Origin of the sequence: Pseudomonas sp. NPDC098740 (assembly GCF_044760065.1) — a bacterium.
GTDB lineage: Bacteria > Pseudomonadota > Gammaproteobacteria > Pseudomonadales > Pseudomonadaceae > Aquipseudomonas > Aquipseudomonas rossensis.
In genome coordinates this window covers 1-22871 of sequence record NZ_JBIWAM010000008.1, presented here as the reverse complement: position 1 = coordinate 22871, position 22871 = coordinate 1, and the positions used below count along the sequence as shown (strand labels likewise).

The 22871-nt window shown below is 55.0% G+C and carries 19 protein-coding genes; 18 read left to right on the top strand and 1 reads right to left on the bottom strand.

All coding sequences use genetic code 11. From position 1 onward, the window contains the following. Nucleotides 1-80 precede the first annotated feature (80 nt). The 18 genes from ACIQU2_RS12175 (at nucleotide 81) to ACIQU2_RS12090 (ending at nucleotide 22487) form a co-directional block, all read left to right on the top strand. The gene (locus ACIQU2_RS12175) at nucleotides 81-944 is read left to right on the top strand and encodes a phospholipase (protein WP_403140841.1); all 864 of its coding nucleotides are present in this window, start codon (nucleotides 81-83) and stop codon (nucleotides 942-944) included. A 190-nt stretch (nucleotides 945-1134) separates the two neighbouring features. Then, complete coding sequence (locus ACIQU2_RS12170; RefSeq protein WP_347805804.1) at nucleotides 1135-2016, top strand: phospholipase; 882 nt, start codon at nucleotides 1135-1137, stop codon at nucleotides 2014-2016. 79 nt (nucleotides 2017-2095) lie between these two features. Continuing rightward, complete coding sequence (locus ACIQU2_RS12165) at nucleotides 2096-3001, top strand: AraC family transcriptional regulator (RefSeq protein WP_347805805.1); 906 nt, start codon at nucleotides 2096-2098, stop codon at nucleotides 2999-3001. A 320-nt stretch (nucleotides 3002-3321) separates the two neighbouring features. Further along, nucleotides 3322-4632 carry an ABC transporter substrate-binding protein gene (locus tag ACIQU2_RS12160; protein WP_403140840.1) on the top strand — a complete coding sequence of 437 codons (1311 nt, stop codon included), beginning with the start codon at nucleotides 3322-3324 and terminating at the stop codon, nucleotides 4630-4632. A gap of 169 nt (nucleotides 4633-4801) precedes the next feature. Further along, nucleotides 4802-5701 carry a sugar ABC transporter permease gene (locus ACIQU2_RS12155; RefSeq protein WP_347805809.1) on the top strand — a complete coding sequence of 300 codons (900 nt, stop codon included), beginning with the start codon at nucleotides 4802-4804 and terminating at the stop codon, nucleotides 5699-5701. Between the two features lie 10 nt (nucleotides 5702-5711). After that, complete coding sequence (locus ACIQU2_RS12150; RefSeq protein ID WP_046047128.1) at nucleotides 5712-6542, top strand: carbohydrate ABC transporter permease; 831 nt, start codon at nucleotides 5712-5714, stop codon at nucleotides 6540-6542. 33 nt (nucleotides 6543-6575) lie between these two features. After that, the gene (locus tag ACIQU2_RS12145) at nucleotides 6576-7679 is read left to right on the top strand and encodes an ABC transporter ATP-binding protein (RefSeq protein WP_403140838.1); all 1104 of its coding nucleotides are present in this window, start codon (nucleotides 6576-6578) and stop codon (nucleotides 7677-7679) included. Between the two features lie 15 nt (nucleotides 7680-7694). Continuing rightward, complete coding sequence (locus ACIQU2_RS12140) at nucleotides 7695-9167, top strand: mannitol dehydrogenase family protein (protein ID WP_403140832.1); 1473 nt, start codon at nucleotides 7695-7697, stop codon at nucleotides 9165-9167. A 184-nt stretch (nucleotides 9168-9351) separates the two neighbouring features. Continuing rightward, complete coding sequence (xylB, locus tag ACIQU2_RS12135) at nucleotides 9352-10848, top strand: xylulokinase (protein WP_403140830.1); 1497 nt, start codon at nucleotides 9352-9354, stop codon at nucleotides 10846-10848. A gap of 13 nt (nucleotides 10849-10861) precedes the next feature. After that, nucleotides 10862-11806 (top strand): carbohydrate kinase, encoded by a 945-nt coding sequence (locus ACIQU2_RS12130; RefSeq protein WP_403140828.1) that lies wholly within the window; start codon nucleotides 10862-10864, stop codon nucleotides 11804-11806. A gap of 242 nt (nucleotides 11807-12048) precedes the next feature. After that, nucleotides 12049-14097, top strand: a complete 2049-nt coding sequence (locus ACIQU2_RS12125; protein ID WP_403140825.1) for a type VI secretion system tip protein VgrG — start codon at nucleotides 12049-12051, stop codon at nucleotides 14095-14097. Next, nucleotides 14088-14954, top strand: coding sequence for a DUF4123 domain-containing protein (locus ACIQU2_RS12120; protein ID WP_403140823.1), 867 nt, complete (start codon nucleotides 14088-14090; stop codon nucleotides 14952-14954). Before ACIQU2_RS12125 ends, ACIQU2_RS12120 begins: the two co-directional genes overlap by 10 nt. Nucleotides 14955-14983: 29 nt before the next feature. Then, nucleotides 14984-18529, top strand: coding sequence for a LysM peptidoglycan-binding domain-containing protein (locus tag ACIQU2_RS12115; protein ID WP_403140820.1), 3546 nt, complete (start codon nucleotides 14984-14986; stop codon nucleotides 18527-18529). Nucleotides 18530-18548: 19 nt separating this feature from the next. Then, nucleotides 18549-19526, top strand: a complete 978-nt coding sequence (locus tag ACIQU2_RS12110) for a tetratricopeptide repeat protein (RefSeq protein ID WP_403140817.1) — start codon at nucleotides 18549-18551, stop codon at nucleotides 19524-19526. Between the two features lie 34 nt (nucleotides 19527-19560). Beyond that, nucleotides 19561-20529 carry a tetratricopeptide repeat protein gene (locus tag ACIQU2_RS12105; protein WP_403140815.1) on the top strand — a complete coding sequence of 323 codons (969 nt, stop codon included), beginning with the start codon at nucleotides 19561-19563 and terminating at the stop codon, nucleotides 20527-20529. A 2-nt stretch (nucleotides 20530-20531) separates the two neighbouring features. Beyond that, nucleotides 20532-21503 carry a sel1 repeat family protein gene (locus ACIQU2_RS12100; protein ID WP_403140813.1) on the top strand — a complete coding sequence of 324 codons (972 nt, stop codon included), beginning with the start codon at nucleotides 20532-20534 and terminating at the stop codon, nucleotides 21501-21503. Then, nucleotides 21500-22090, top strand: a complete 591-nt coding sequence (locus tag ACIQU2_RS12095) for a hypothetical protein (protein ID WP_403140811.1) — start codon at nucleotides 21500-21502, stop codon at nucleotides 22088-22090. Before ACIQU2_RS12100 ends, ACIQU2_RS12095 begins: the two co-directional genes overlap by 4 nt. A 7-nt stretch (nucleotides 22091-22097) precedes the next feature. Beyond that, complete coding sequence (locus ACIQU2_RS12090; RefSeq protein ID WP_403140808.1) at nucleotides 22098-22487, top strand: sel1 repeat family protein; 390 nt, start codon at nucleotides 22098-22100, stop codon at nucleotides 22485-22487. Nucleotides 22488-22648: 161 nt separating this feature from the next. Here ACIQU2_RS12090 and ACIQU2_RS12085 read toward each other — a convergent pair whose 3' ends face one another. After that, entirely contained in the window at nucleotides 22649-22789 is a 141-nt protein-coding gene (locus ACIQU2_RS12085; protein ID WP_403141262.1) for a hypothetical protein, read from the bottom strand. Nucleotides 22790-22871: the final 82 nt, after the last annotated feature.

Sequence of the window (22871 nt, the reverse complement as noted above, 5' to 3'; positions counted from 1 at the left end):
TACCGAGCCGAACGCTAACTTGATTAGTTAAGTTCGGCGCAACTACCCGCCCCTGATAAATCAATGCAAGGATGCATTAAATGGACAACTTTGTTCAGAATAATTACACACTTAACAACTGGATGACCGCTACTCCGGCAATTGATACATTGTCGCTCTGCGAATTGACGCTGCCAGGCACCCATAACGCGGGCAGCGACTGGAAAGCATCCTGGCCGCTGATTCCAGGTGCCCACTGGCTCGCCTGTCAGCACCAATCGTTTTATGCCCAGCTGAGCCACGGCTCTCGAGCACTCGATATCCGTTTAATGTACGACGCTGACGCGCAGGGACTCGGGAAATTCTGCATTCATCACAACGGTTACCGCAATGGTCGTACCTTGGGGCACCTTGTAACCGACGTGGAAAAATTTCTTCAGGAGAACCCCAACGAATTCATCATCCTGGACTTTCATGAACTGAAAGGGGAGCAGTTTGATTTCGCTTACTTCAACAGCATGATGATGCTCTTTCTCGGCCGTCGCATGATCCCCACCAAAAACCGGTCTCTGAGTCTTCGTCAACTCAAACAAATCAGCTCTACACAAAGAATTTTAGTCGCCGCACCATGGCACAGAGCGCTTGATCAAAACGTATTTCACGAGCAGATCGGGCACAAATGGTCTGGCAGCGGTATCACCAATGCCGCAGATTTGGAAAAGCACATTATTAATGTGCTGAAATACCCGCCAGGCACATGGGCACCGTGGTCGCTTTCCGCCACCAGTTACAGCGCTCTCGGCGGCCCCGTGGACATTCATGATGAGCTTAACTCCTGGTTCGACCCGAAGAAAAGTGACTGGGCGTTAAAGTGCAACATCATCAATGTCGACTTTATTGAAGAGTCCAACATTGTCTCTTATTGCCGAATGGTAAACCTGATGAAAGCGAGCAAGCGAAATTAACAATTTCCGCGCCATCAAATAGCTATTCTTGTGTACGTGTTTCCGACACTGGCAATACTGCCACGCACTTCTATGCTGGGTTATGAAAGCCTTTTGTCTCAGGCGAGTGATACGGATGTGGCACCCAGCCACATCCGACACATGAACTTCTTTTCCCCACGGATGGGGCGAATCACGACAAGGAACTGTCATGACCCGCAATACAGCAACCACACTCGACAAACAGAAATGGATGAGCAACGTACTGGATATCGGCCGGTTGAGGCTGACCGACATCGTCTGGCCGGGCACGCACAACGCCGGCATGGACAAAAAAGCGCCCAACTATGAGGTGGTGGTCGGCAACTGGACGACGTGCCAGAACGACTCATTTGCCTGGCAACTGGCCAACGGCGCACGGGCGTTCGATATCCGGCTTGGCTGTACCGCCGGCCCGGTAGTACCGGTGTTTTACTTCCATCACAACGGCTATCAGTCCCACCGCATTCTTGATGAACTGATCGACGCGGTGACGACATTCCTCGACCGAAACCCGGACGAATTCATCGTCCTCGACTTCCACCAGTTAGGGGATGCAGCGAAGCCTTTCGACTACCAACAACTCAATGATCTTCTGATGCGCGGCCTGGGCTCGCGCTTGATCCGCTCTTCGGATGCGCGCAGTACCGTGGACCAACTCAAGCGCGCCAACTCGCAGCGCCGCTGCGTCATGGCAGCGCAGGCGAAGCCCGGGCTGGACAGTGAGTATTTCTGGCCGCAAATACCTCACAAGTGGAACGGCGAGGCATTCACCGACACCAGCGATCTGCAATCGCATATCCAGACCACCCTTGTGGGGGCGCCTTACGATACATTTCTCTGGTCTTTGCCGGCGACGTGCTATTCGCTGTTGGGTGGCCCGCAGCACATCAAAAACCAAATCAACGACTGGTTCCACACCACCCGCGACTGGGTCACCCGTTGCAGCATCATCAGCACCGATTTCTTTGACGAGGCGGATATTGTCCGCTTCTGCTGGAGCGCCACCAGCATGAAAGCGGTTTACGGAGACAGGTTGCACAAGCCGGCATAAACGAAAGTCGCGGCAGGCTGGCACAGCAGGCGCCAAAAGAGGCATGATCGGATAGCGATAACAAGAAAAGCACCCCGACATGACTCGAACAGCCCGCGTGACAGACCCCTCCTACGAACTGATGGACGACCACAACGGGTTGTCCATCATCTATCGTCAGCACGGTTTTCCCTGCCCGTTGGTGCGCTGGCATTTTCACAAGGAATACGAACTGCACCTGATTGTCGCCAGCTCCGGCAAAGTGTTCATTGGTGACTACATCGGTAACTTCTATCCAGAATCGCTATTCCTCACCGGCCCCAACCTGCCCCACAACTGGATCAGCCAGGTGGCCGAAGACGAAGTGGTGCCCAAGCGCGACATGCTGGTCAACTTCACGGATGAGTTATTCGACAGCGGCCACTTGGTGTTCGCCGAGCTCAAAACGCTGGCGCCGCTGTTGGAGCGCGCCCAGTACGGCATCGAGTTTCGCTGCAAGCGCACCATTCGCCAGGCCGTGACTTTGATGCAGCGCATCGCCGACACCAAAGGCGTGACGCGCCTCGGGCACTTTTTCATTCTGCTGGAGTTACTGGCGGCCTCTGACGACTATCAGCTGCTGTCCGGGGCTACGACACCGCAATTGGCCGACGAGCACAATATCGATCGCACCAACCGGGCGGTGGATTACATCTTCGCGCATTACGCTCGGGAACTGCCGCTGGAGGAAGTCGCCGAGCACTTGGGCATGAAGCCGACTTACTTCAGTCGAGTGTTCAAGCAGGCCACCGGCCGCTGCTTCATCGAATTCGTCAATCGACTGCGCATCAGCAAATCCTGTGAGCTGTTGGCCGACGGTGACAAACCGGTAACCGATGTGTGTTTCGAATCGGGCTTCAACAATATTTCCAATTTCAATCGGCGCTTTCAGCAACTCAAGGGCATGACGCCGTCGCATTACCGGCGGTTGGCGGTGCAGCGGTTGACTGAGCAGAACCTCGGGTAAAGAAAGATCAAAAGATCGTAGGCTCCGCCAGCTCCTACAGGGGATCGCATTCCAATGTAGGAGCTGGCGGAGCCTGCGATCTTTTGATCTTGGGGCCCGAAAACCTGTACGGAATCCATAGGGTCTAACCGCTAAAAAGCCGTTCCCTGCACCTCTCCCTTCAAACCTCAGTGCAAAATAGTATCGATTCAAGTGCGATGGATGATTTGTCACGTCATCAATTGAAGGCTGTAATCAGTGCACATTCTTCCCTCCGCAGGAAGACACAAAAACAATAACTGTCCTTCTGTAACCCACCGGGTGCAGAAAAGGAGTGCACGATGCAACCTTCTGTAAAAGCTCTGCTTGCCCTCACCTGCATGACCCTCAGCAGCGTCAGCCTCGGCGCGCAGACCCTGACCATCGCCACCGTCAACAACAGCGACATGATTCGCATGCAAAAGCTCTCGAAAACCTTCGAGGCCGAGCATCCGGACATCAAGCTCAATTGGGTGGTGCTGGAAGAAAATGTCCTGCGCCAACGCCTGACCACCGACATCGCCACTCAGGGCGGACAGTTCGATGTACTGACCATCGGCATGTACGAAGCCGCACTCTGGGGCTCCAAAGGTTGGCTGGAGCCGATGAAGGACTTGCCGGCCAATTACGCCCTCGACGATGTGTTCCCATCGGTGCGTGAAGGCCTGTCGGTCAAGGGTTCGCTCTATGCCTTGCCCTTCTACGCCGAAAGCTCCATCACCTATTACCGCACCGATCTGTTCAAGGAAGCCGGGCTGACCATGCCCGAGCACCCGACCTGGACCCAGATCAGCGAATTCGCCAGCAAACTCACCAATAAGGATAAAGAACAGTACGGCATCTGCCTGCGCGGCAAGGCCGGCTGGGGCGAGAACATGGCGCTGATCACCACCGTCGCCAATGCCTATGGTGCGCGCTGGTTCGATGAGCAGTGGAAGCCGGAATTCACCGGCCCCGAGTGGAAAAACGCGCTGAACTTCTACGTCGACACCATGAAAAAATCCGGCCCGCCGGGTGCGTCGAGCAACGGATTCAACGAAAACCTCGCGCTGTTCAACAGCGGCAAATGCGCCATCTGGGTCGATGCCAGCGTCGCCGGCTCCTTCGTCACCGATAAGACCCAAAGCAAGGTCAGCGACCACGTCGGCTTCACCTACGCACCGCACGAGACCACCGACAAGGGCTCGGCCTGGTTGTATTCCTGGGCGCTGGCAATTCCGACCAGTTCCAAGGCCAAGGACGCAGCAAAAACCTTCAGCGCCTGGGCCACCTCCAAGGAGTACGGCGCATTGGTTGCCGAGAAAGACGGCATTGCCAACGTACCGCCAGGTACCCGCGCTTCGACGTATAGCGATGAGTACATGAAGGCTGCGCCGTTCGCCAAGGTGACCCTTGAATCGCTAAAAGCCGCGGACCCGAGCAAGCCGACTCTCAAGCCCGTGCCGTATATCGGCATCCAGTTGGTGACCATTCCTGAATTCCAGGCCGTGGGCACCCAGGTGGGCAAATTGTTCTCGGCAGCGCTGATCGGCCAGACCACGGTCGACCAGGCCCTGACCGCTGCCCAGTCAACCACCGAACGTGAAATGAAGCGCGCCGGTTACCCCAAGTAACCCGCGTCCCCCTGTGGGAGCGAGCTTGCTCGCGATGAGGCCATGACATTCAACATCTATGTCGGCTGATCGTTCGCTATCGCGAGCAAGCTCGCTCCCACAGTTGTTCTTCATTTGTCTGTTCCTTATCGGTTCTATCGCCATGAATATTTCAACTGCCAAAGCTCACATGGACATTCCCCAACCGGTGAGTAAAAGCCGGTTGGCCAACCCCGGCTGGTTCCTGGTCAGCCCCTCGGTGGCGTTGTTGCTGCTGTGGATGATCGTGCCGCTGGGCATGACCGTTTACTTCTCGCTGATCCGCTACAACCTGCTCTACCCCGGCGAGAACGAGTTTGTCGGTCTGGAGAACTTCAGCTACTTCCTCAGCGACTCGGGTTTCCTGCCCGGCGCCACCAACACCTTGTTGCTGGTCGGCAGCGTGCTGCTGATCAGCGTGGTGTTCGGCGTGTTGATCAGTGCGCTGCTGGAGGCCAGTGAGTTTCTCGGTCGCGGCATCGTACGGGTGATGCTGATCTCGCCGTTTTTCATCATGCCCACCGTCGGTGCGCTGATCTGGAAGAACCTGATTTTCCATCCCGTGTCGGGGATTCTCGCCTACGTCTGGAAGCTGTTCGGCGCGCAGCCGGTGGACTGGCTGGCGCACTACCCGCTGCTGTCGATCATCATCATTGTGTCCTGGCAATGGCTGCCGTTCGCGATCCTGATCCTGATGACCGCCATGCAGTCCCTCGACCAGGAGCAGAAGGAAGCCGCGCGCCTCGACGGTGCCGGGCCGATCGCGATTTTCTGGCACCTGACCTTGCCGCACCTGGCACGGCCGATTGCCGTAGTGGTCATGATCGAAACCATCTTCCTGCTCTCGGTGTTCGCCGAAATATTCACCACCACCAACGGCGGCCCCGGCTACGCCTCGACCAACCTCGCCTACCTGATCTACAACCAGGCGCTGGTGCAGTTCGACGTCGGCATGGCGTCCGCCGGTGGCTTGATCGCGGTGGTGATCGCCAACATCGCAGCCATCGTGCTGGTGCGGATGATCGGCAAAAACCTGACAGACAAAGCCTGAGGCCTGCGCCATGACCCTTCAACAATCCCGCCGTCTGCAAAGCCTGCTGCTCGGCACCCTGGCCTGGGCCATCGCGATCCTGATCTTCTTCCCGATCTTCTGGATGGTGATGACCAGTTTCAAAACCGAAATCGATGCGTTCGCCACGCCGCCGCAGTTCATCTTCACGCCCACGCTGGAGAACTACCTGCACATCAACGAGCGCAGCGATTACTTCAGCTTCGCCTGGAACTCGGTGGTGATTTCGTTCAGCGCTACCGCTCTGTGCCTGCTGATCGCGGTGCCGGCGGCCTACTCGATGGCGTTCTACGAAACCCAACGCACCAAAGGCACGCTGCTGTGGATGCTCTCCACCAAGATGCTGCCACCGGTGGGCGTGCTGATGCCGATCTACCTGCTGGCCAAGAGTTTCGGCCTGCTCGATACGCGCATCGCGCTGATCGTGATCTACACGCTGATCAACCTGCCGATCGTGGTCTGGATGATTTACACCTACTTCAAAGACATCCCCAAAGACATCCTCGAAGCCGCGCGCCTCGACGGTGCCACGCTGTGGCAGGAAATGGTCCGGGTGCTGCTGCCGATCGCCAAGGGTGGTCTGGCGTCCACGGTGCTGCTGTCGCTGATCCTGTGCTGGAACGAGGCGTTCTGGTCCTTGAACCTGACCTCGTCGAAAGCCGCGCCGTTGACCGCATTGATCGCCTCCTACTCAAGCCCCGAAGGTCTGTTCTGGGCCAAGTTGTCGGCGGTGTCGACGCTGGCCTGCGCGCCGATCCTGATCTTCGGCTGGATCAGCCAGAAACAATTGGTCCGCGGCCTGTCGTTCGGCGCCGTGAAATAGCCCTCAAAGAATAAGCACAAAAGGAGCGCCACCATGGCCAACCTGAAAATCAAGAATCTGCAAAAAGGCTTCGAAGGCTTTTCCATAATCAAAGGCATCGACCTGGAAGTGAACGACCGCGAGTTCGTGGTGTTCGTCGGCCCGTCGGGCTGCGGCAAATCCACGTTGCTGCGACTGATCGCCGGCCTGGAAGAAGTCAGCGGCGGCTCCATCGAACTCGATGGCCGCGACATCACCGAAGTCAGCCCGGCCAAGCGCGACCTGGCGATGGTGTTCCAGACCTACGCCCTGTACCCGCACATGAGCGTGCGCAAAAACATGTCGTTTGCCCTCGACCTGGCCGGCGTACCAAAAGCCGAAGTCGAGAAGAAAGTCGGCGAAGCGGCGCGCATCCTGGAACTCGGGCCTATGCTCGAACGTAAACCGAAACAGTTGTCCGGCGGTCAGCGTCAGCGCGTGGCCATCGGCCGCGCCATCGTGCGCAATCCGAAGATTTTCCTGTTCGACGAGCCACTGTCCAACCTCGACGCCGCCCTGCGGGTGCAGATGCGCCTGGAACTGTTGCGACTGCACAAAGAACTGCAAGCCACGATGATCTACGTAACCCACGACCAGGTCGAAGCCATGACCATGGCCGACAAGGTTGTCGTACTCAATGGCGGCAAAGTCGAACAAGTCGGCTCGCCCCTGGATCTGTATCACCAGCCGGCCAATCTGTTTGTCGCCGGGTTCCTGGGCACGCCGAAAATGGGTTTCCTCAAGGGCAAAGTCACCCGCGTCGAAAGCCAGAGCTGCGAAGTGCTGCTGGACGCCGGTACCCGCATCACGTTGCCGCTGAGCGGCGCCAACCTGAGTGTTGGTGGCGCGGTGACCCTGGGCATTCGCCCGGAGCATCTGAATCTCGCGCAAACCGGCGACTGCACTTTGCAGGTCACGGCTGACGTCAGCGAACGCCTGGGCAGCGACACTTTCTGCCACGTGGTGACCTCGTCCGGCGAAGCCTTGACCATGCGCGTTCGCGGCGACCTGGCCAGCCGTTACGGCGAAACACTGAGCCTGCACCTGGACGCCGAACACTGCCATTTATTCGATGCCGACGGTGTGGCGCTGACCCGCCCACTACGCGCTGCAGCCTGATTTCGAGACCTTGTGATGAAACTCAATAAACAGAACCTCAATCGCCTCGCCCCCGAGGTGGTCCTGCCCGCCTACGCCCTGAGCGATACCCGCCAAGGCATCGCGCACATCGGAGTCGGTGGTTTCCACCGCGCCCATCAGGCGTATTACACCGATGCGTTGATGAATACCGGCGAAGGCCTGGACTGGGCGATTTGCGGCGTCGGCCTGCGCGCCGAAGACCGCCGCGCCCGGGACGATCTCAAAGAGCAGGATTACCTCTTCACCCTGTTCGAGCTGGGCGATACCGACGACACCGAAGTCCGGGTCATTGGCGCGATTCGCGACATGCTGCTGGCCGAAGACGGTGCGCAAGCGCTGATCGACAAACTCGCCAGCCCCGAGATCCGTATCGTTTCGCTGACCATTACCGAAGGCGGCTACTGCATCGACGACAGCAACGGTGAGTTCATGGCCCAACTGCCGCAGATCCAGCACGACCTGGCACACCCGAACGCACCGAAAACCGTGTTCGGTTTTCTCTGCGCCGCGCTGGCCAAACGTCGTGCAGCCGGCACGCCTGCGTTCACCTTGATGTCCTGCGATAACCTGCCGCACAACGGCGCGGTCACTCGCAAAGCGTTACTGGCATTCGCCGCCCTGCGCGATGCTGAGCTGGGGGACTGGATCGCCACCAACGTGAGTTTCCCCAATGCCATGGTCGACCGCATCACGCCGATGACCAGCACCGAACACAAGCTGCAACTGCACGATAAACACGCTATCGACGACGCCTGGCCGGTGGTCTGCGAACCGTTTGTACAGTGGGTGCTGGAAGACAAGTTCGTCAACGGTCGTCCGGCCTGGGAAAAGGTCGGCGTGCAGTTCACTGACGACGTCACGCCTTATGAAGAGATGAAAATCAAACTGCTCAACGGCAGTCACCTCGCACTCACTTATCTGGGTTTTTTGAAGGGTTACCGCTTCGTTCACGAAACCATGAACGACCCGCTGTTCGTGCGCTACATGCGTGCCTACATGGACCTGGACGTGACCCCCCAACTGTCACCCGTGCCGGGGATTGACCTGACCGAGTACAAAAACACCCTGGAAGCACGCTTCTCCAACCAGGCGATTGCCGATCAGCTGGAGCGCGTGTGTTCGGACGGTTCGTCGAAGTTTCCGAAGTTCACTGTGCCGACGATCAATCGATTGATTGCTGATGGGCAGGAGACCAAACGAGCGGCATTGGTGGTGGCGGCTTGGGCGTTGTATTTGAAGGGCGTGGACGAGAATGGCGATACCTACAGCATTCCTGATCCGCGTGCGGCGTTTTGTCAGGCGCTGGTGGCGGATGATGCGTTGATCACGCAGCGGTTGCTGGCGGTTGAGGAGATTTTTGGTACGGCGATCCCGCATTCGCCCGAGTTTGTGGCGGCGTTTGAGTGGTGCTGTAACAGCTTGCGGGGTGTAGGGGTGACAAAAACCCTTGAGCGGGTATTGGCGTAATTCCTGAGGCGAAGCTGCTATCGCCATCGCGGGCAAGCCCGCTCCCACAGGGATCAATGTCGTTCACAAATCTGTGTTCCACCACTGACCACTGTGGGAGCGGGCTTGCCCGCGATGGCGGACTGACAGACAACCTATATGTTGAATGTGCACTGAAACCGACCTGACGATCCAAGGATCTTCCATGGCAAACCAACACTTTTTCCTCGGCATCGACTGCGGCACCCAAGGTACAAAGGCCATCGTTCTCGATGCGGTTAGCGGCAAGGTCCTCGGCCAGGGCGCCGCCGCGCACAGCCTGATCAGTGGCGCCAATGGCCGCCGCGAGCAAGACACCTCCCAATGGCTGGAAGCGTTCGCGCTTGCCACCCGCCGTGCATTGTTCGCGGCGAAGGTCGACGGCCAGGACATCCTCGGCATCGGCGTTTCCGGCCAGCAACATGGGTTGGTGCTGCTCGACGATCAGGGCCAGGTGCTGCGTCCGGCCAAACTCTGGTGTGACACCGAATCCACCCCGGAAAACGACCGTCTGCTTGCCCATCTGGGTGGCGAAAAAGGCTCACTGGAACGCCTCGGCGTCGTGATCGCGCCGGGCTACACCGTCTCCAAACTGCTATGGACCAAAGAACAACACCCGCAGATTTTCGCTCGCATCGCGCGCATCCTGCTGCCCCATGACTACCTCAACTATTGGCTCACCGGCCGCAGTTGCAGCGAGTACGGCGACGCCTCGGGCACCGGCTATTTCAACGTGCGCACTCGCCAATGGGATTTGCAGCTGCTGCGTGACATCGATCCCACCGGGCGACTGCAAGCCGCGCTGCCGGAGCTGATCGACGCTCATCAAGCCGTCGGCACGATCCTGCCGAGCATCGCCGAACACCTGGGCATCAACCCGCAGGCGCTGGTCTCCACCGGCGGCGGTGACAACATGATGGGCGCCATCGGCACCGGCAACATCAAGTCCGGCGCTATCACCATGAGCCTCGGTTCTTCGGGTACGGTGTACGCCTATGCGGATCAACCGAAAGTCAGTCCGGACGCTTCAGTCGCAACGTTTTGCTCCTCCAGTGGTGGCTGGCTGCCGCTGACCTGCACCATGAACCTGACCAACGCAACCGGGGTGATTCGCGAGTTGTTCGAGTTGGATATCGAGCAGTTCAACGCCCTCGTTGAGCAAGCACCCATCGGTGCCGAAGGCGTGTGCATGCTGCCGTTCCTCAACGGCGAGCGCGTCCCCGCCCTGCCCCATGCCACCGGCAGCCTGCTGGGCTTGACCATGACCAACCTGACCCAGGCCAACCTGTGCCGCGCGGTGGTCGAAGGCACGACCTTCGGTTTGCGTTTAGGACTGGACCTGCTGCGCCAGAATGGCTTACATAGCTGCAGCATTTGCCTGATCGGCGGCGGCTCAAAAAGCCCGGTGTGGCGGCAGATCGTCGCTGACATCATGAACACCCCAGTCATCTGCACGGAACAAAGCGAAGCCGCGGCTCTTGGCGCCGCGATTCAGGCGGCGTGGTGCAAGTCCTGGGAAAACGGGCATGAAGACAGCCTGGCGGACCTTTGCGAGCGTTGCGTGAAGCTCGATCCGGCCAGCGAAACCTTGCCGATCGCAGACAATGTGGCAGCCTGTCAGCAGGCTTACGAACGCTATCAACAGCATGTCGCAACCCTTTAAAGAGTGAATAACTATGTACCTGGTGTGTGGCGAAGCGCTGTTCGATTTCTTCAGTGAAGACGATGCCAGCGGCCTGGCTTCAAAAGTGAATTTCAAGGCGATTGCCGGCGGCTCGCCGTTCAATGTCGCGGTGGGTTTGCGCCGTTTGGGCGTGGACGCGGCGCTGTTTGCCGGCCTGTCCACCGACTACCTCGGTCGACGCTTGCAGCAGGTCCTGCAGGATGAAGGCGTGCGCCCGGATTACCTGGTGGATTTCGCGGCGCCTACGACCCTGGCGATGGTGGCCGTCGGTGCCAATGGTTCGCCGCATTACAGCTTCCGGGGTGAAGGCTGCGCTGATCGTCAGTTGAAAACCGAGCATCTGCCGGAACTGGGCCCTGAAGTACGCGGCTTGCACATCGGTTCGTTTTCGCTGGTGGTGCAACCAATCGCCGACACGCTGTTGGCATTGGTGCAGCGGGAAAGCGGTAAACGCATGATCAGCCTTGACCCCAACGTGCGGCTCAATCCTGAGCCGAATATCGACCTGTGGCGCTCGCGGATTGCGACCTTGGTTGAGCTGGCCGACCTGATCAAAGTCAGCGATGAAGATTTGAGCTTGTTGTATCCCGAGCAGGATCCGCAGCGGGTGATTGAAGGCTGGCTGCAGCATCGTTGTCAGTTGGTGTTTCTGACCCGTGGTGGCGAGGGGGCGACGGTGTTCAGCCGTATGCATGGTTCCTGGTCGGTACCGGCAAGTTCAGTGAAAATCGCCGACACCGTGGGCGCTGGCGATACGTTCCAGGCGGCGTTGATTACCTGGCTGACGGAGCAGCAGCTGGATTCGGTTGAGGGCGTGCAATCGCTCGACCACGAGCAGATCGACGGGATGCTGAAGTTTGCGGTGCAGGCCGCGGCGCTGACCTGCAGCAAGACCGGGCCGGATCTGCCGTATCGCCATCAGTTGGATCTTCGCTGAAGGTGGTGGCCTCTTCGCGAGCAAGCTCGCTCCCACATTGGATCGCGGTCGAATGCGGGAGCGAGCTTGCTCGCGATGGCGGCGTAACTCACACCGCCAACGGGGGTAAGTGCCAATGACGGCAAAGGGCTGCTACGGACTTCAGACGACTTTAGTCTGTAAATGACTGCCCGTTGCCTTGAACGAGGCGCTTTAATCCTGCACCATCCGCCCCAGCTTATTCAAAGGACGGAATTAAAGGCATGCTGGACGCGAACGCAACCCATATTTCCCTGACGCTGGAAGGCGTTTCCGTTGACCTTCAGGTACTCAGCTTCGTCGGTCGCGAAACCCTCAACCAGCCGTTCTGCTTCGACATCGAACTGGTCAGCGCGCGCCCCGACCTGAAACTCGAAGAGTTGCTGCACAAGCCCGGCTGCCTGACCTTCGGCGCCACCGGCAAAGGCATCATCCACGGCTTGGTATATCGCATCGAGCAAGGCGATTCCGGCAAAAGCCTGACCCGTTACAGCATTAGCCTGGTGCCGCAACTCGCCTACCTGCGCCACAACCATGACCAGCAGATTTTCCAGCATTTAAGTGTGCCGAAGATCATCGCTCAGGTCCTCGAAGCGCGCGGCATCCTGGCCGATGCCTACAGCTTCCAGCTCGGCGCGATCTACCCGGAACGCGATTACTGCGTGCAGTACGACGAATCCGACCTGCATTTCATCCAGCGCCTGTGCGAAGAAGAAGGCATTCACTTCCACTTCCAGCACAGTGCCAGCGGCCACAAACTGGTGTTCGGCGATGACCAGACGGTATTCCGTAAACTCGCGCCCGTAAGCTACCAGCAAGACTCCGGCATGGCTGCCGAGAAACCAGTGATCAAGCGCTTCAACCTGCGTCTGGAAACCCGCACCACCCGCGTCAGCCGCCGCGATTACGACTTCGAAAAACCGCGCATCCTGCCCGAGGGCTCCGCCAAAAGCGCGTTCGCCCCGGACCTGGAAGACTACGACTACCCCGGCCGCTTCACCGACCGCGAACGCGGCAAGCAACTGGCAACGCGCGCCCTGGAACGCCACCGCAGCGACTACAAACTTGCCGAAGGCAAAAGCGACGAGCCCACCCTGGTCAGCGGCCACTTCATGGCCCTGAGCGAACACCCGCGCGCCGAGTGGAACGACCTCTGGCTGCTGCTGGAAGTGCAGCACGAAGGCAAACAGCCGCAAGTGCTCGGCGCAAACGTCACCAGCGACGTCACCCAGAACAAAGACGATTTCCACCAGGGCTACCGCAACCGCTTCCTCGCCACCCCGTGGGACGCACACTTCCGCCCTGCCCTCGAACACCCGAAACCCAAAGTCCTTGGCAGCCAGACCGCCATCGTCACCGGCCCTGCGGGTGAAGAAATCCATTGCGATGAATACGGTCGCGTCAAAGTCCAGTTCCACTGGGACCGCGAAGGCCAGGCCGACGACAAGACCAGCTGCTGGCTGCGCGTCGCCACCGGCTGGGCCGGCAATGCCTACGGCGGCATCGCCATCCCGCGCATCGGCATGGAAGTGCTGGTGTCGTTTATGGAAGGCGACCCGGACCAACCGCTGATCACCGGCTGCCTGTACCACAAGGAAAACGTCGTCCCCTACGACCTGCCGGCGAACAAGACCCGCAGCACCTTCAAGACCCTGAGCTCACCCGGCGGCAACGGTTACAACGAGTTTCGGATTGAAGACAAGAAAGGTGCGGAACAGATTTATCTGCACGCCCAACGCGACTGGGATGAAAACATTGAGCATGATCAGAAGATCCGCATCGGCAATGAGCGCCACGACACCGTCGAGGCCAATGTTTTCAGTGAGTTCAAGGTTGAAGAACATCGGATTACCCATCTGGATCGCAAGACTGAAACCCGGGCGGATGATCACCTGACGGTTGCCGTTACTCAGCATGTAAAGGTAGGGACGGCGCAGTTTGTCGAGGCGGGTCAGGAGATTCACTACAACGCAGGCGAAAAAGTTGTGGTTGAGGGTGGGATGGAGCTGACGGCCAAGGCTGGCGGGAGCTTTGTGAAGATTGACGCGGGGGGCGTGACCATCAGTGGTGCGCAGGTGATGGTTAACTCGGGGGGTGGGCCAGGTTCGGGGACGCCTGCTGCGCCGTTGTTGCCGGGGCCGATGAAAGTCGCGGATGCGGATGTAGCGGGCAAGGCGCCTCTCCCCAGCCGCCTCAACGAATCGGGCATCACTCCGTTATGCGGTAAACAAAGCAACGGCGCCTGCAGCCGTAAGGATTGCACATGCATGTAACCGCCATGAACACCCTGCTGGCCGCACCGCGTTACGGATTCGAGTCGCTGCCCAGGGAACAGTCCAGTCAGGTCCTGTGTTTCATCATCGATCGCGCACGCCAGCCCGAAGCGATGTCGCGTCTGTATCGCATCGGCGAACCGATGAGTGCTCAAGCCTTGTTCAGCAGCACTGACTTTGCGGAAATCGCCAACGAAGGACCGCTCTGGCTCACAGCGCCTTGGGGCAGTCGGTTGGCGGTCGAAGCCACGCGATTGTGCGAAGAAAACTACTCGGGAATTGCTCTGGTCGCAGACGACGCCACTCAGGCCCTCGCACATGCGCGCTGGCTGCTACGAGCCAACGACGGTTCCGGTGGGCAAAGCCTGTTGAGCTATCACAAACCGAGTCTCTGGGCTGCATTGGCCTACACCGCGGGTGACGCGTCCATTCAATTGTTCGGTCCTTGGCAAGCGGTGTACAGCCCTGCCCCGAGCCACTTCGGCAAAGAGCGCGGCGCGTGGCTGTCGTGGACGGCGAAATCGAAACTGAAGTGGCGTGGCGATGGCCCGGCGTTCAACCTTCCCGACAACGCAGCAAAGGTTCAAGCGCGACTGGGGTGGCTGTACTGGGTCGATGAGCAATATGCCGCGTTCGGTGAGCCCGCTGATGATCGGATCAATGAAATTGCCGAGAACCTGGACCTTTTGCTCAAATACAACATCTACGAAGGTGACCATTTGCTCAAGCTCGCCTCTGTCGTCGACGGACCGCTGCTTGAAACACGGCCAGAAGCAATGGCCATCCTGCAATCCAGGGAAGAGTCGTTCATCAAGGTTGAACAGCTGATGCAAACAGCATCCGCCAATCCCCAATGAACCCGACGCAACAACAGAACGGAAGCATCATGGAAATTACCAATCATTTAGTCAATCCTGGTGAAACGCTCAGCCAGATTGCTACTCGCTACAACACCAATGTTGCGCAACTGCGCCAGATGAATCCCTTCATTACCACCCCGAATGCGATTAAGCCGGGTTGGAATCTTAGTGTTCCCAAGAGTGCTCAGGTGGGTTCTGCCGCGCAATCGACAGCGGCTCCAGCGGCGTCTGCGACACCAACTGCGAAGGCCAATGCTCCAACTTCAACAAAAGAAGTCACCACACTGAACCCGCCCAAGGACTTTTCGGAGTCCTGTACAACGACTTTCAAGCCACATCCAAAGCCTTGTTCCGATACCTACGCCACCGCTATCTATGCAACAGATGAACAACAGTTTTGGTTGTTGCCCGAGCGCGCGGCTGCGTCAATGAAAGAGGCCATGCATGCGCTGGAAAAGCAAATTGCACCGACCAAGTCCCGTGAAGAGCGGATCAAGGGGCTTCAGGACACAGGACTGCTTGAGTACTTCCTCGAACCAAAGCTGAGTAATTTCCTCAAGGGCGAGCAGCGCCAACGGATGGAGGAAATAGAGGCTCAGAACATCGAGATGGATCCTGGGATGGCTCGGCGTAGCAAGACCGAGGCCAATGCCAAATCACAAAAAGCTGCACCTAAAGCGATTCCCCAGGAAGAAACGGCGAACTCGCGCATGGAAAGACTTATTGCTGATGTCGATGCCCAAGATCACATCAACGATGAAGTGAACGCCTTTCATAAGTTGCGAGCCGAATGGTCTGCACTCAAGCGAGTTGCTATTACCGAAGCGGAGCTTCGAGGCTACACCTACGAAAGTGGCACCTTGTTTTCGGAAAATGCCATCGAGGCACGCTCTCGCGTCCAGAGCTACCTAAAAGCTCGCAAGGCGTTATTCAGCAATAAGGATTTCACACAGTTCCCGGTGGATGAAGTCGAAAAAGCGCTTACCGCACATAAGCAACAAATTGAAAACCTGCGCAGTTGCATGGTCACCTGCTCGGCGGATCTCGTCGGCTACGTCGTCGAGTACTATCAGAACGCCGATAAGCTTGATTACCACGAATACACTAATGCCATTATCAAAGCTTCCGAATACGGTATCGCCCTCCCAGAGTTCGCGTTGATTTCGGATGATCTTCCGTCAGGCATTTCGCAATTCAAGCTGTACGTAGAGACAGAAAAGAAACAAACGGAAGTCACCTCCCGACTGCAGGAAAAATATAAAAACTGGATCGAAGCAACAGGCCAGAACGCACAGGCACCGGCAGGTCTGGTGGACACAGAGCGCGCAGAATGGGACCGCTTGCAGACTGTTAAGGATAAGTTGCGAGAGCAAGCCCAAAATAACGTCGCAGCTGCGCCTATTCGACGCCATCTGCTTTGGGATCCGGAGCAATTTCAACCGCAACCGGTAGACCGTTTGGTCAACGCCGGCTTTCCCCTGCGCGAGGTCAGCCGCTCTGACACTAAAGGCACCCCTTTAGGTTGGTTCAGTTTGATGAACCTCAAAGACGCACCAACAATCATGAAAGAGGATATGGATAAGGCTAAGGGACAACCGAAAAAAATCCTCGAAAGCCTTCCCAAAAACGGCGCCGACGGTGCCGATAAAAATTCCGCCCGCGGAGTGTTTCGCCAGTGGCTGATCGCTCAAGGCGCTCGTTGTGTCGATGACCAAGGTGACTGGTTCGATGCCAAAGGCTGGTTTGAAGTAAAACGATTCCACGACTCTCTGAAAAAACAGGGCTGGACGGTTACCGAACTTGAAGACAGTGCAACACTTAATGATTGGGGCGACCACCTCAAGCAGTTGGTATTCAAGAAAAGCATTCGTGGTGAAGTGAGGTTGTTCGACAAAAGTCCTCAAGCGCAATTTGTTCGTTGCTTGACGCCACCACAGTCCAAACTTCATGGGGAGGTAAAACTGGAAGGCCCCCAATTTACCGCCGCAGAAGGCTTTCAAGTGTCTGCAAGCGTCGCCTTGAGCCTTGATCTGGCGCGTGGCGAGGTAGAGTTGATGAAAATCGACATGCCATCGCGAGAAAAAGCCAAAGACACCACCCTTGAATACTACCTGGAAGGCAATTCTCAAGTTCAAAACATGAATTTCGGACGATTCTCTTTCCATTTCGGCGTAAGAGCCTGGGGGTATGCGGGAGCGTCATTGATGCTGGCCGGTAGCGTTGAGCTAAACCCTATTTTCGGCAACATGAAATATGGCGCAACACTCAGCCCGGTAAAACCAGCACAACGTGAAGACGCTTCAGCCAAAGCTGAGCGCAAAGATCACGAAGAGATGAAAAAAGCCAAAGCCGAAAGTGGGGATACCAGTCCTACCCCCGATCTCGAGTACAAATCCAAGTCTGGCACCTACACAGAGACAAAAACCTCAGGGCAAATGGTCAGTGGACGTGCTGCCAACGTACAAATTGAAAATGGCGCCAAGGCCAGTTTCAACATCTTCGGCGGCATACAAGCCGCAATCGAGCTCACCGGCGCCCTGAACTGGGCACCCCCGAAAGAGCTCGCCGCACTGCGCACCGCGCCTACGACCGGAATCAACAACAGCAAAGATGCCAAGAGTGCCAGTCAGTGGTTAACACTAGCCAAACTGAATGGATCCGTAGGCGCTGCACTCGGTGCAGGCTTTCAAGGGAATGCCCAAATTTCCTTGGATAAAGGACGGTTTATCCTCAACCTCAAGGCCGCGGTCGTACTTGGGCCTGGGGCCAGTGGCAGTTTTAAGCTAGAAATTGGCTATGAGGCCGTCGTGGATATCCTCAACTTGTATCGTCGCGAACTGCATAAGACGCAAGGCAAACGGATTCTATGGATGGCACCGGATGCAGCAGATTATGCGTCCACACTGAACCTGCTGGGCGCTGCCGGACTAGACGTACAAATGGTCTACGTGATGGGCTGGGATATCGTAATGAATCTCTACGAGGCGATGACTCGCGGTGGCAAGGGCGGACCGATTGCTGATGCAATTGTCGAGTACGATAATCAATCAGAAATGGAAAGCTGGTGCATCAATGCAATTCCTGAGGCTCTAGGGCCGTTGCTAATGACCCTGACTAGCCGTGCGAGCTCATTCACGGTCACTACCAATAATTCTTCTTCCGACGGATCGACGCAAGGCAAGCGCACATACGACCGGGATCAAGCGCATTTGCTTCAGCAAAAAGCAATTGAACTCATACTTGGCTGGATAGTTAAGAATGCCACGCAACAAAATACAATCGATCAAGCGCAAAGTCAGTTTGAAAAAATATGCATGCGAATGAACGGCTTTGGTGTGAAAGCTCCGAAAAGCGGACAGGATTACTGCGTCAACCGCCTCAACTTGGATAACTTCATGGCGGAGGCTGTATTGGGCTTAGCCAAGCCTGAAAACAACAGAATGCGTGAACGCTATACAAAACATGTTTCCATCCTAGGTGCAAATCTTGATAATTTTTGTCAACGCACTAAATTTCATGGGCGTAATTATATCCCAACAGGATTGGCAACCTACACCGGGCCTTCCCAATAGAAAAAAGGATGTCTTCACCGTGACAAAACTCAAAGTTTTTTTTATTTGTTTCTTATCATTTATGTCGCTTCAAGCTTTTGCAGCTATGACATCAGAGCAGATTACGGCAAAAGAAAAAGGGATCATCCTTTATAATCAATATAAAACCACCCTAGCAATCCCTTATCTACTTACTGCCTCTGAAGCCGGTGACTCAGAGTCTCAATATTATTTAGGCGAAGCGCTGAGAAAAAAAAACCGCCACATGACTTCTGAGGCTCAGAGATGGTACGAAGCAGCCGCTGAAAAAGGGAATCTCTATGCAATGATCCAACTAGGGCGGATCGGAAATGACATTTGCAAAACTATGGAGAACTGCCCTGCGACAAAGAAAAATCCCGCAGCGTGGCTGACTGAAGCAACTAATCTCGCGAAACCCAAAGCAGAGCAAGGTGATGCGGAAGCGATGTACATTATGTACGAACTATCTTTGGACCGAGTTTGGCTTGAAAAATCTGCTAATGCTGGGGATGCCACAGCCCAATTCTGGATGGCCATTGGCGATAAACAAGGGGAAGGATTTTTGCTTCCCTGGAAGCGCAAAGAGGCTGTTGGCAACTGGTTTAAAGCATCTGCTGAGGGCGGAAACCCACGCGCGATGATGGAGTATGCAGTCTATCTTCATGAAAACCAGGGTGATCTTGCGGTCGCTCGCCATTGGATCAAAGCAGCCGCCGAACAGGGATATGAAAGCGGCGTGAGCAGTTACGGTGCTTATTTGGCTCACGCTCCTTCTCTATTTGATTTCGAACTTGACCTGACCAAAGGTTACGCAATGACTTCCCTGCTAAAGGAGTTAGACGGAGGCGGAAATATTCAAACCTATGTTGAAGAAGTTCTTCCAGAAATCGCAGAAAAAATGACTCCCGAGCAACTCAAGGAAGCAAATAAATTTGCTGCTGAATGGAAGGATTCACACCCTCCGCTCTCGTTTTTTCCTGATAAGTTGAGCCGTTAACTTTGAGAGGGGTATTTCTTGTATGCGGACTATTATGAGAAAACTCATTACCGGTGCATTATTCGCTTTAGCGTTATCAGGTAACGCAAACGCACACCTTACTACTGATGAGCAAGCAGCCAAATCGCGAGGCATCTCGCTATTCAATCAATATAAAAATGCGCAACTTGAGTTGCGTATTGCAGCTGAAGCTGGAGATGCAGAAGCACAGTTTTATTTAGCCGAAAGACTACGCAAAGAAAAGCAGTTTATGACCGCCGAAGCTCAAAAGTGGTACGAGGAATCAGCAAACCAAAATAACGTTTATGCGATGATACAGCTCGGACGTAGTGGTGATAATCTCTGCGTCAACATGGGCAACTGCCCTGAAAGTACAAAAACACCGGCGCAATGGTTGAAAGGCGCACTAGATTTGACTAAACCTGTTGCTGAAAGTGGTGATCCCGAAGCGATGTACTTAATGTATGAGCTAACGCTTGAGGAGGAATGGCTTGAGAAATCTGCAAATTCTGGATATGCATTAGCTCAATACTGGATGGCAATTGGAACTAGGCAAGGAGACGGTTTCTTCTTGCCGTGGAAGCGGCATGAGGGAATTGGGAATTGGCTGAAACTATCTGCAGAAGGAGGATACCCCCCTGCAATGATGGAATACGCTGCGTTTATTTATGAAGATCAAGGTGATTTAACAGTCGCTCGCCATTGGATTGTCGAAGCAGCTAAAAAGGGGTACAAGTCAGGCGTCAGCAGTTACGGCGCATATTCAGCCCACGCACCATCGCTTTATGACTTCCCATTAGATAGGGTTAAAGGTTATGCGTTGACCTCGCTACTATCTGAACTTGACGGTGGCGGAGATGTACAGGTTTACGTAAATGAAACCCTTCCGGAAATTGCCGAAAAAATGACACCGGAACAAATTTCAGAAGCTAACGAATTTGCAAAAAACTGGAAAGCGACTCATCCACCCCTGTCGTTTTTTCCGGAAAAGTTGAGCCGTTAACATTGATTAAGAAAAGTCTATTTACCGCACTGTTAATTATTGCGCTTGCAAATCCAGCATCCGCCGAACTTTCCTCGGAACAGCAAGCAGCAAAAATACAAGGAATAACTCTCTACAATCAGTACAAAGCCGTTACTGCTACCCCCTTCCTGACCATTGCCGCGGAAGCCGGCGACCATGAAGCACAGTATTATCTGGGCGAAGCACTGCGAAAAGTCAAACGGTATATTACACCTGAGGCACAGAGCGCTTATGAAGCATCTGCATTTCAAGGCGATATATATTCAATGATTAGACTCTTTGGAAACAAGAACGATCTTTGTATTGTTATGAAGAACTGTCCAAAAGGTCGAAAAGAACCAACTGAATGGCGAAAAATGGCATTAGATGCTGCTAAAAAAGAAGCGACCAAAGGAGATGCGGAAGCCATGTACCTGTTGTTTCGCCTAACTGGAGACGACAAGTGGCTTGAGCAATCAGCGGAGAGTGGATATGCCTTCGCACAGTATTACCTGGCAACCGGGTACCGTGATGGAAAAGGGTTTTTCCTGCTTCCATCAAAGAGAGCAGAAGTAGTTGAACGCTTAATGAAAGCATCTGCTGAAGGTGGCTACCCTTTAGGTATGATGGGGTATGTAGAAGTTCTTGCGTACAAAAACGATTTTGAAACGCTCAGATTCTGGAATGAAAAGGCTGCGAAAGCTGGATATGCAAGTGCTGTATTCGGATATGGTTCTTTTTTATCTAAGAACCCATCAGAACTCGGATTCCCTTATGACCCAGTAAAATCATACGCTTTAATTTACACGCTACTTGAGCTTGACGGTGGTGGCGGCTTGCAAGATTACGCTAACGACATGCTCCCTGAAATCGCAGCAAAACTAACGCCTGAACAAATCGAACAAGCAAAGCAGATGTCGAAAGAATGGAAAGCAACACACCCGCCGCTATCATATTTCCCAGATAAATTATGAAGCAGAGATCAGCACGAGCATTGTGCTTTATAGCCTTTCTCTTAGCAGGAATATCCTCACCAGTTTGCGCAAAGCTTACGAGCGAGCAGCAGTCTGCCAAGAGTCGAGGTATTGAGCTTTACACCCAGTTCAAGGCTATCTCTGCATTCCCCTACCTACAAATCGCTGCCGCTGCCGGTGACAGCGAAGCTCAATACTATCTAGGCGAAGCAATACGAAAAAACAAACGATATATCGACACAGCGGCCAAAGATGCTTACGAGGATTCTGCTAAGCAAGGCAATATTTATTCAATGATTCGACTTGGCCAGATGGAGGGTGATCTCTGTGCAACCATGAATAACTGCCTAAAAAGTCAAAAAACCCCTAAGGAATGGCTGGCAAGCGCAAAATCATTGGCCGCTAAGGAAGCCGCACAAGGCAACGCCGAATCAATGTATTTAATGTACGAGATTACTGGCGATAAAAAATGGCTTGAGCAATCAGCGGAAAACGGCTTCGCACTATCACAATACTTATTAGCAACTGATTATCGTGAAGGAGGAGGTTTTTTTTCTATTGCCTTCAAGTCGAGCAGATGCAGTTGAACGCTGGATGAAAGCCTCCGCGGAAGGTGGTTATCCTAGGGGAATGAGTGGACTGGCAGCAGCCTTGCTAGAAAAAAATGACCCAGAAGGCGCTAGAAACTGGACCGAACGGGCTGCTGCTACAGGATATGTGGAGGCAATTTTTAACTACGGCTACTATTTATCTGGAAAAAACACCGACTTCGGATTTCCAGTAGACTTTGTGAAATCGTATGCATTGCTTTCGCTCTTCCTTGAACTTGATGGCGGCGGCGCTAAGGAAGATGCAGAATACGTCATATCCAAAATCAAAGAGGAAATGAATAATGCTCAATTAGATGAGGCAGATAGATTTGCTGCCAACTGGAAAAAAACTCATCCAGCTCTTTCGTTTTTCCCTTTCAAGTTAAGCCGCTAAAAAAGTGGAAAACCTCTCATCCCCGCTTTCATTTTATCCTGACAAACTTGGATACTGATTCTTCTATCAATTTTCAGCCAATGATAAAAGTCTCTTGGCAACTCAATTCTCCCAGACAAGCCAGCTCCTCAGGAGCTTGGCTTGTTCGTTGAGGTATAGCGTCAGACCGGCGCCTTCCACCCCATCATCTGCTGCTGCGCAACCAGCAGCAAATCGTGCCCATCTTGCGTCAGCAGATAAAGCGCATGAGTAATGTGCGGAATGTCTTGAACATCACCGTTCTTGAAACGTATGCGATCCATGAAGCACACCTTCCGTCAGATGCGCTTCCCGTTTACCGTGGCATTTCCGGCGAGCAGTTCCACGGCAGCAATGCTTCATAGT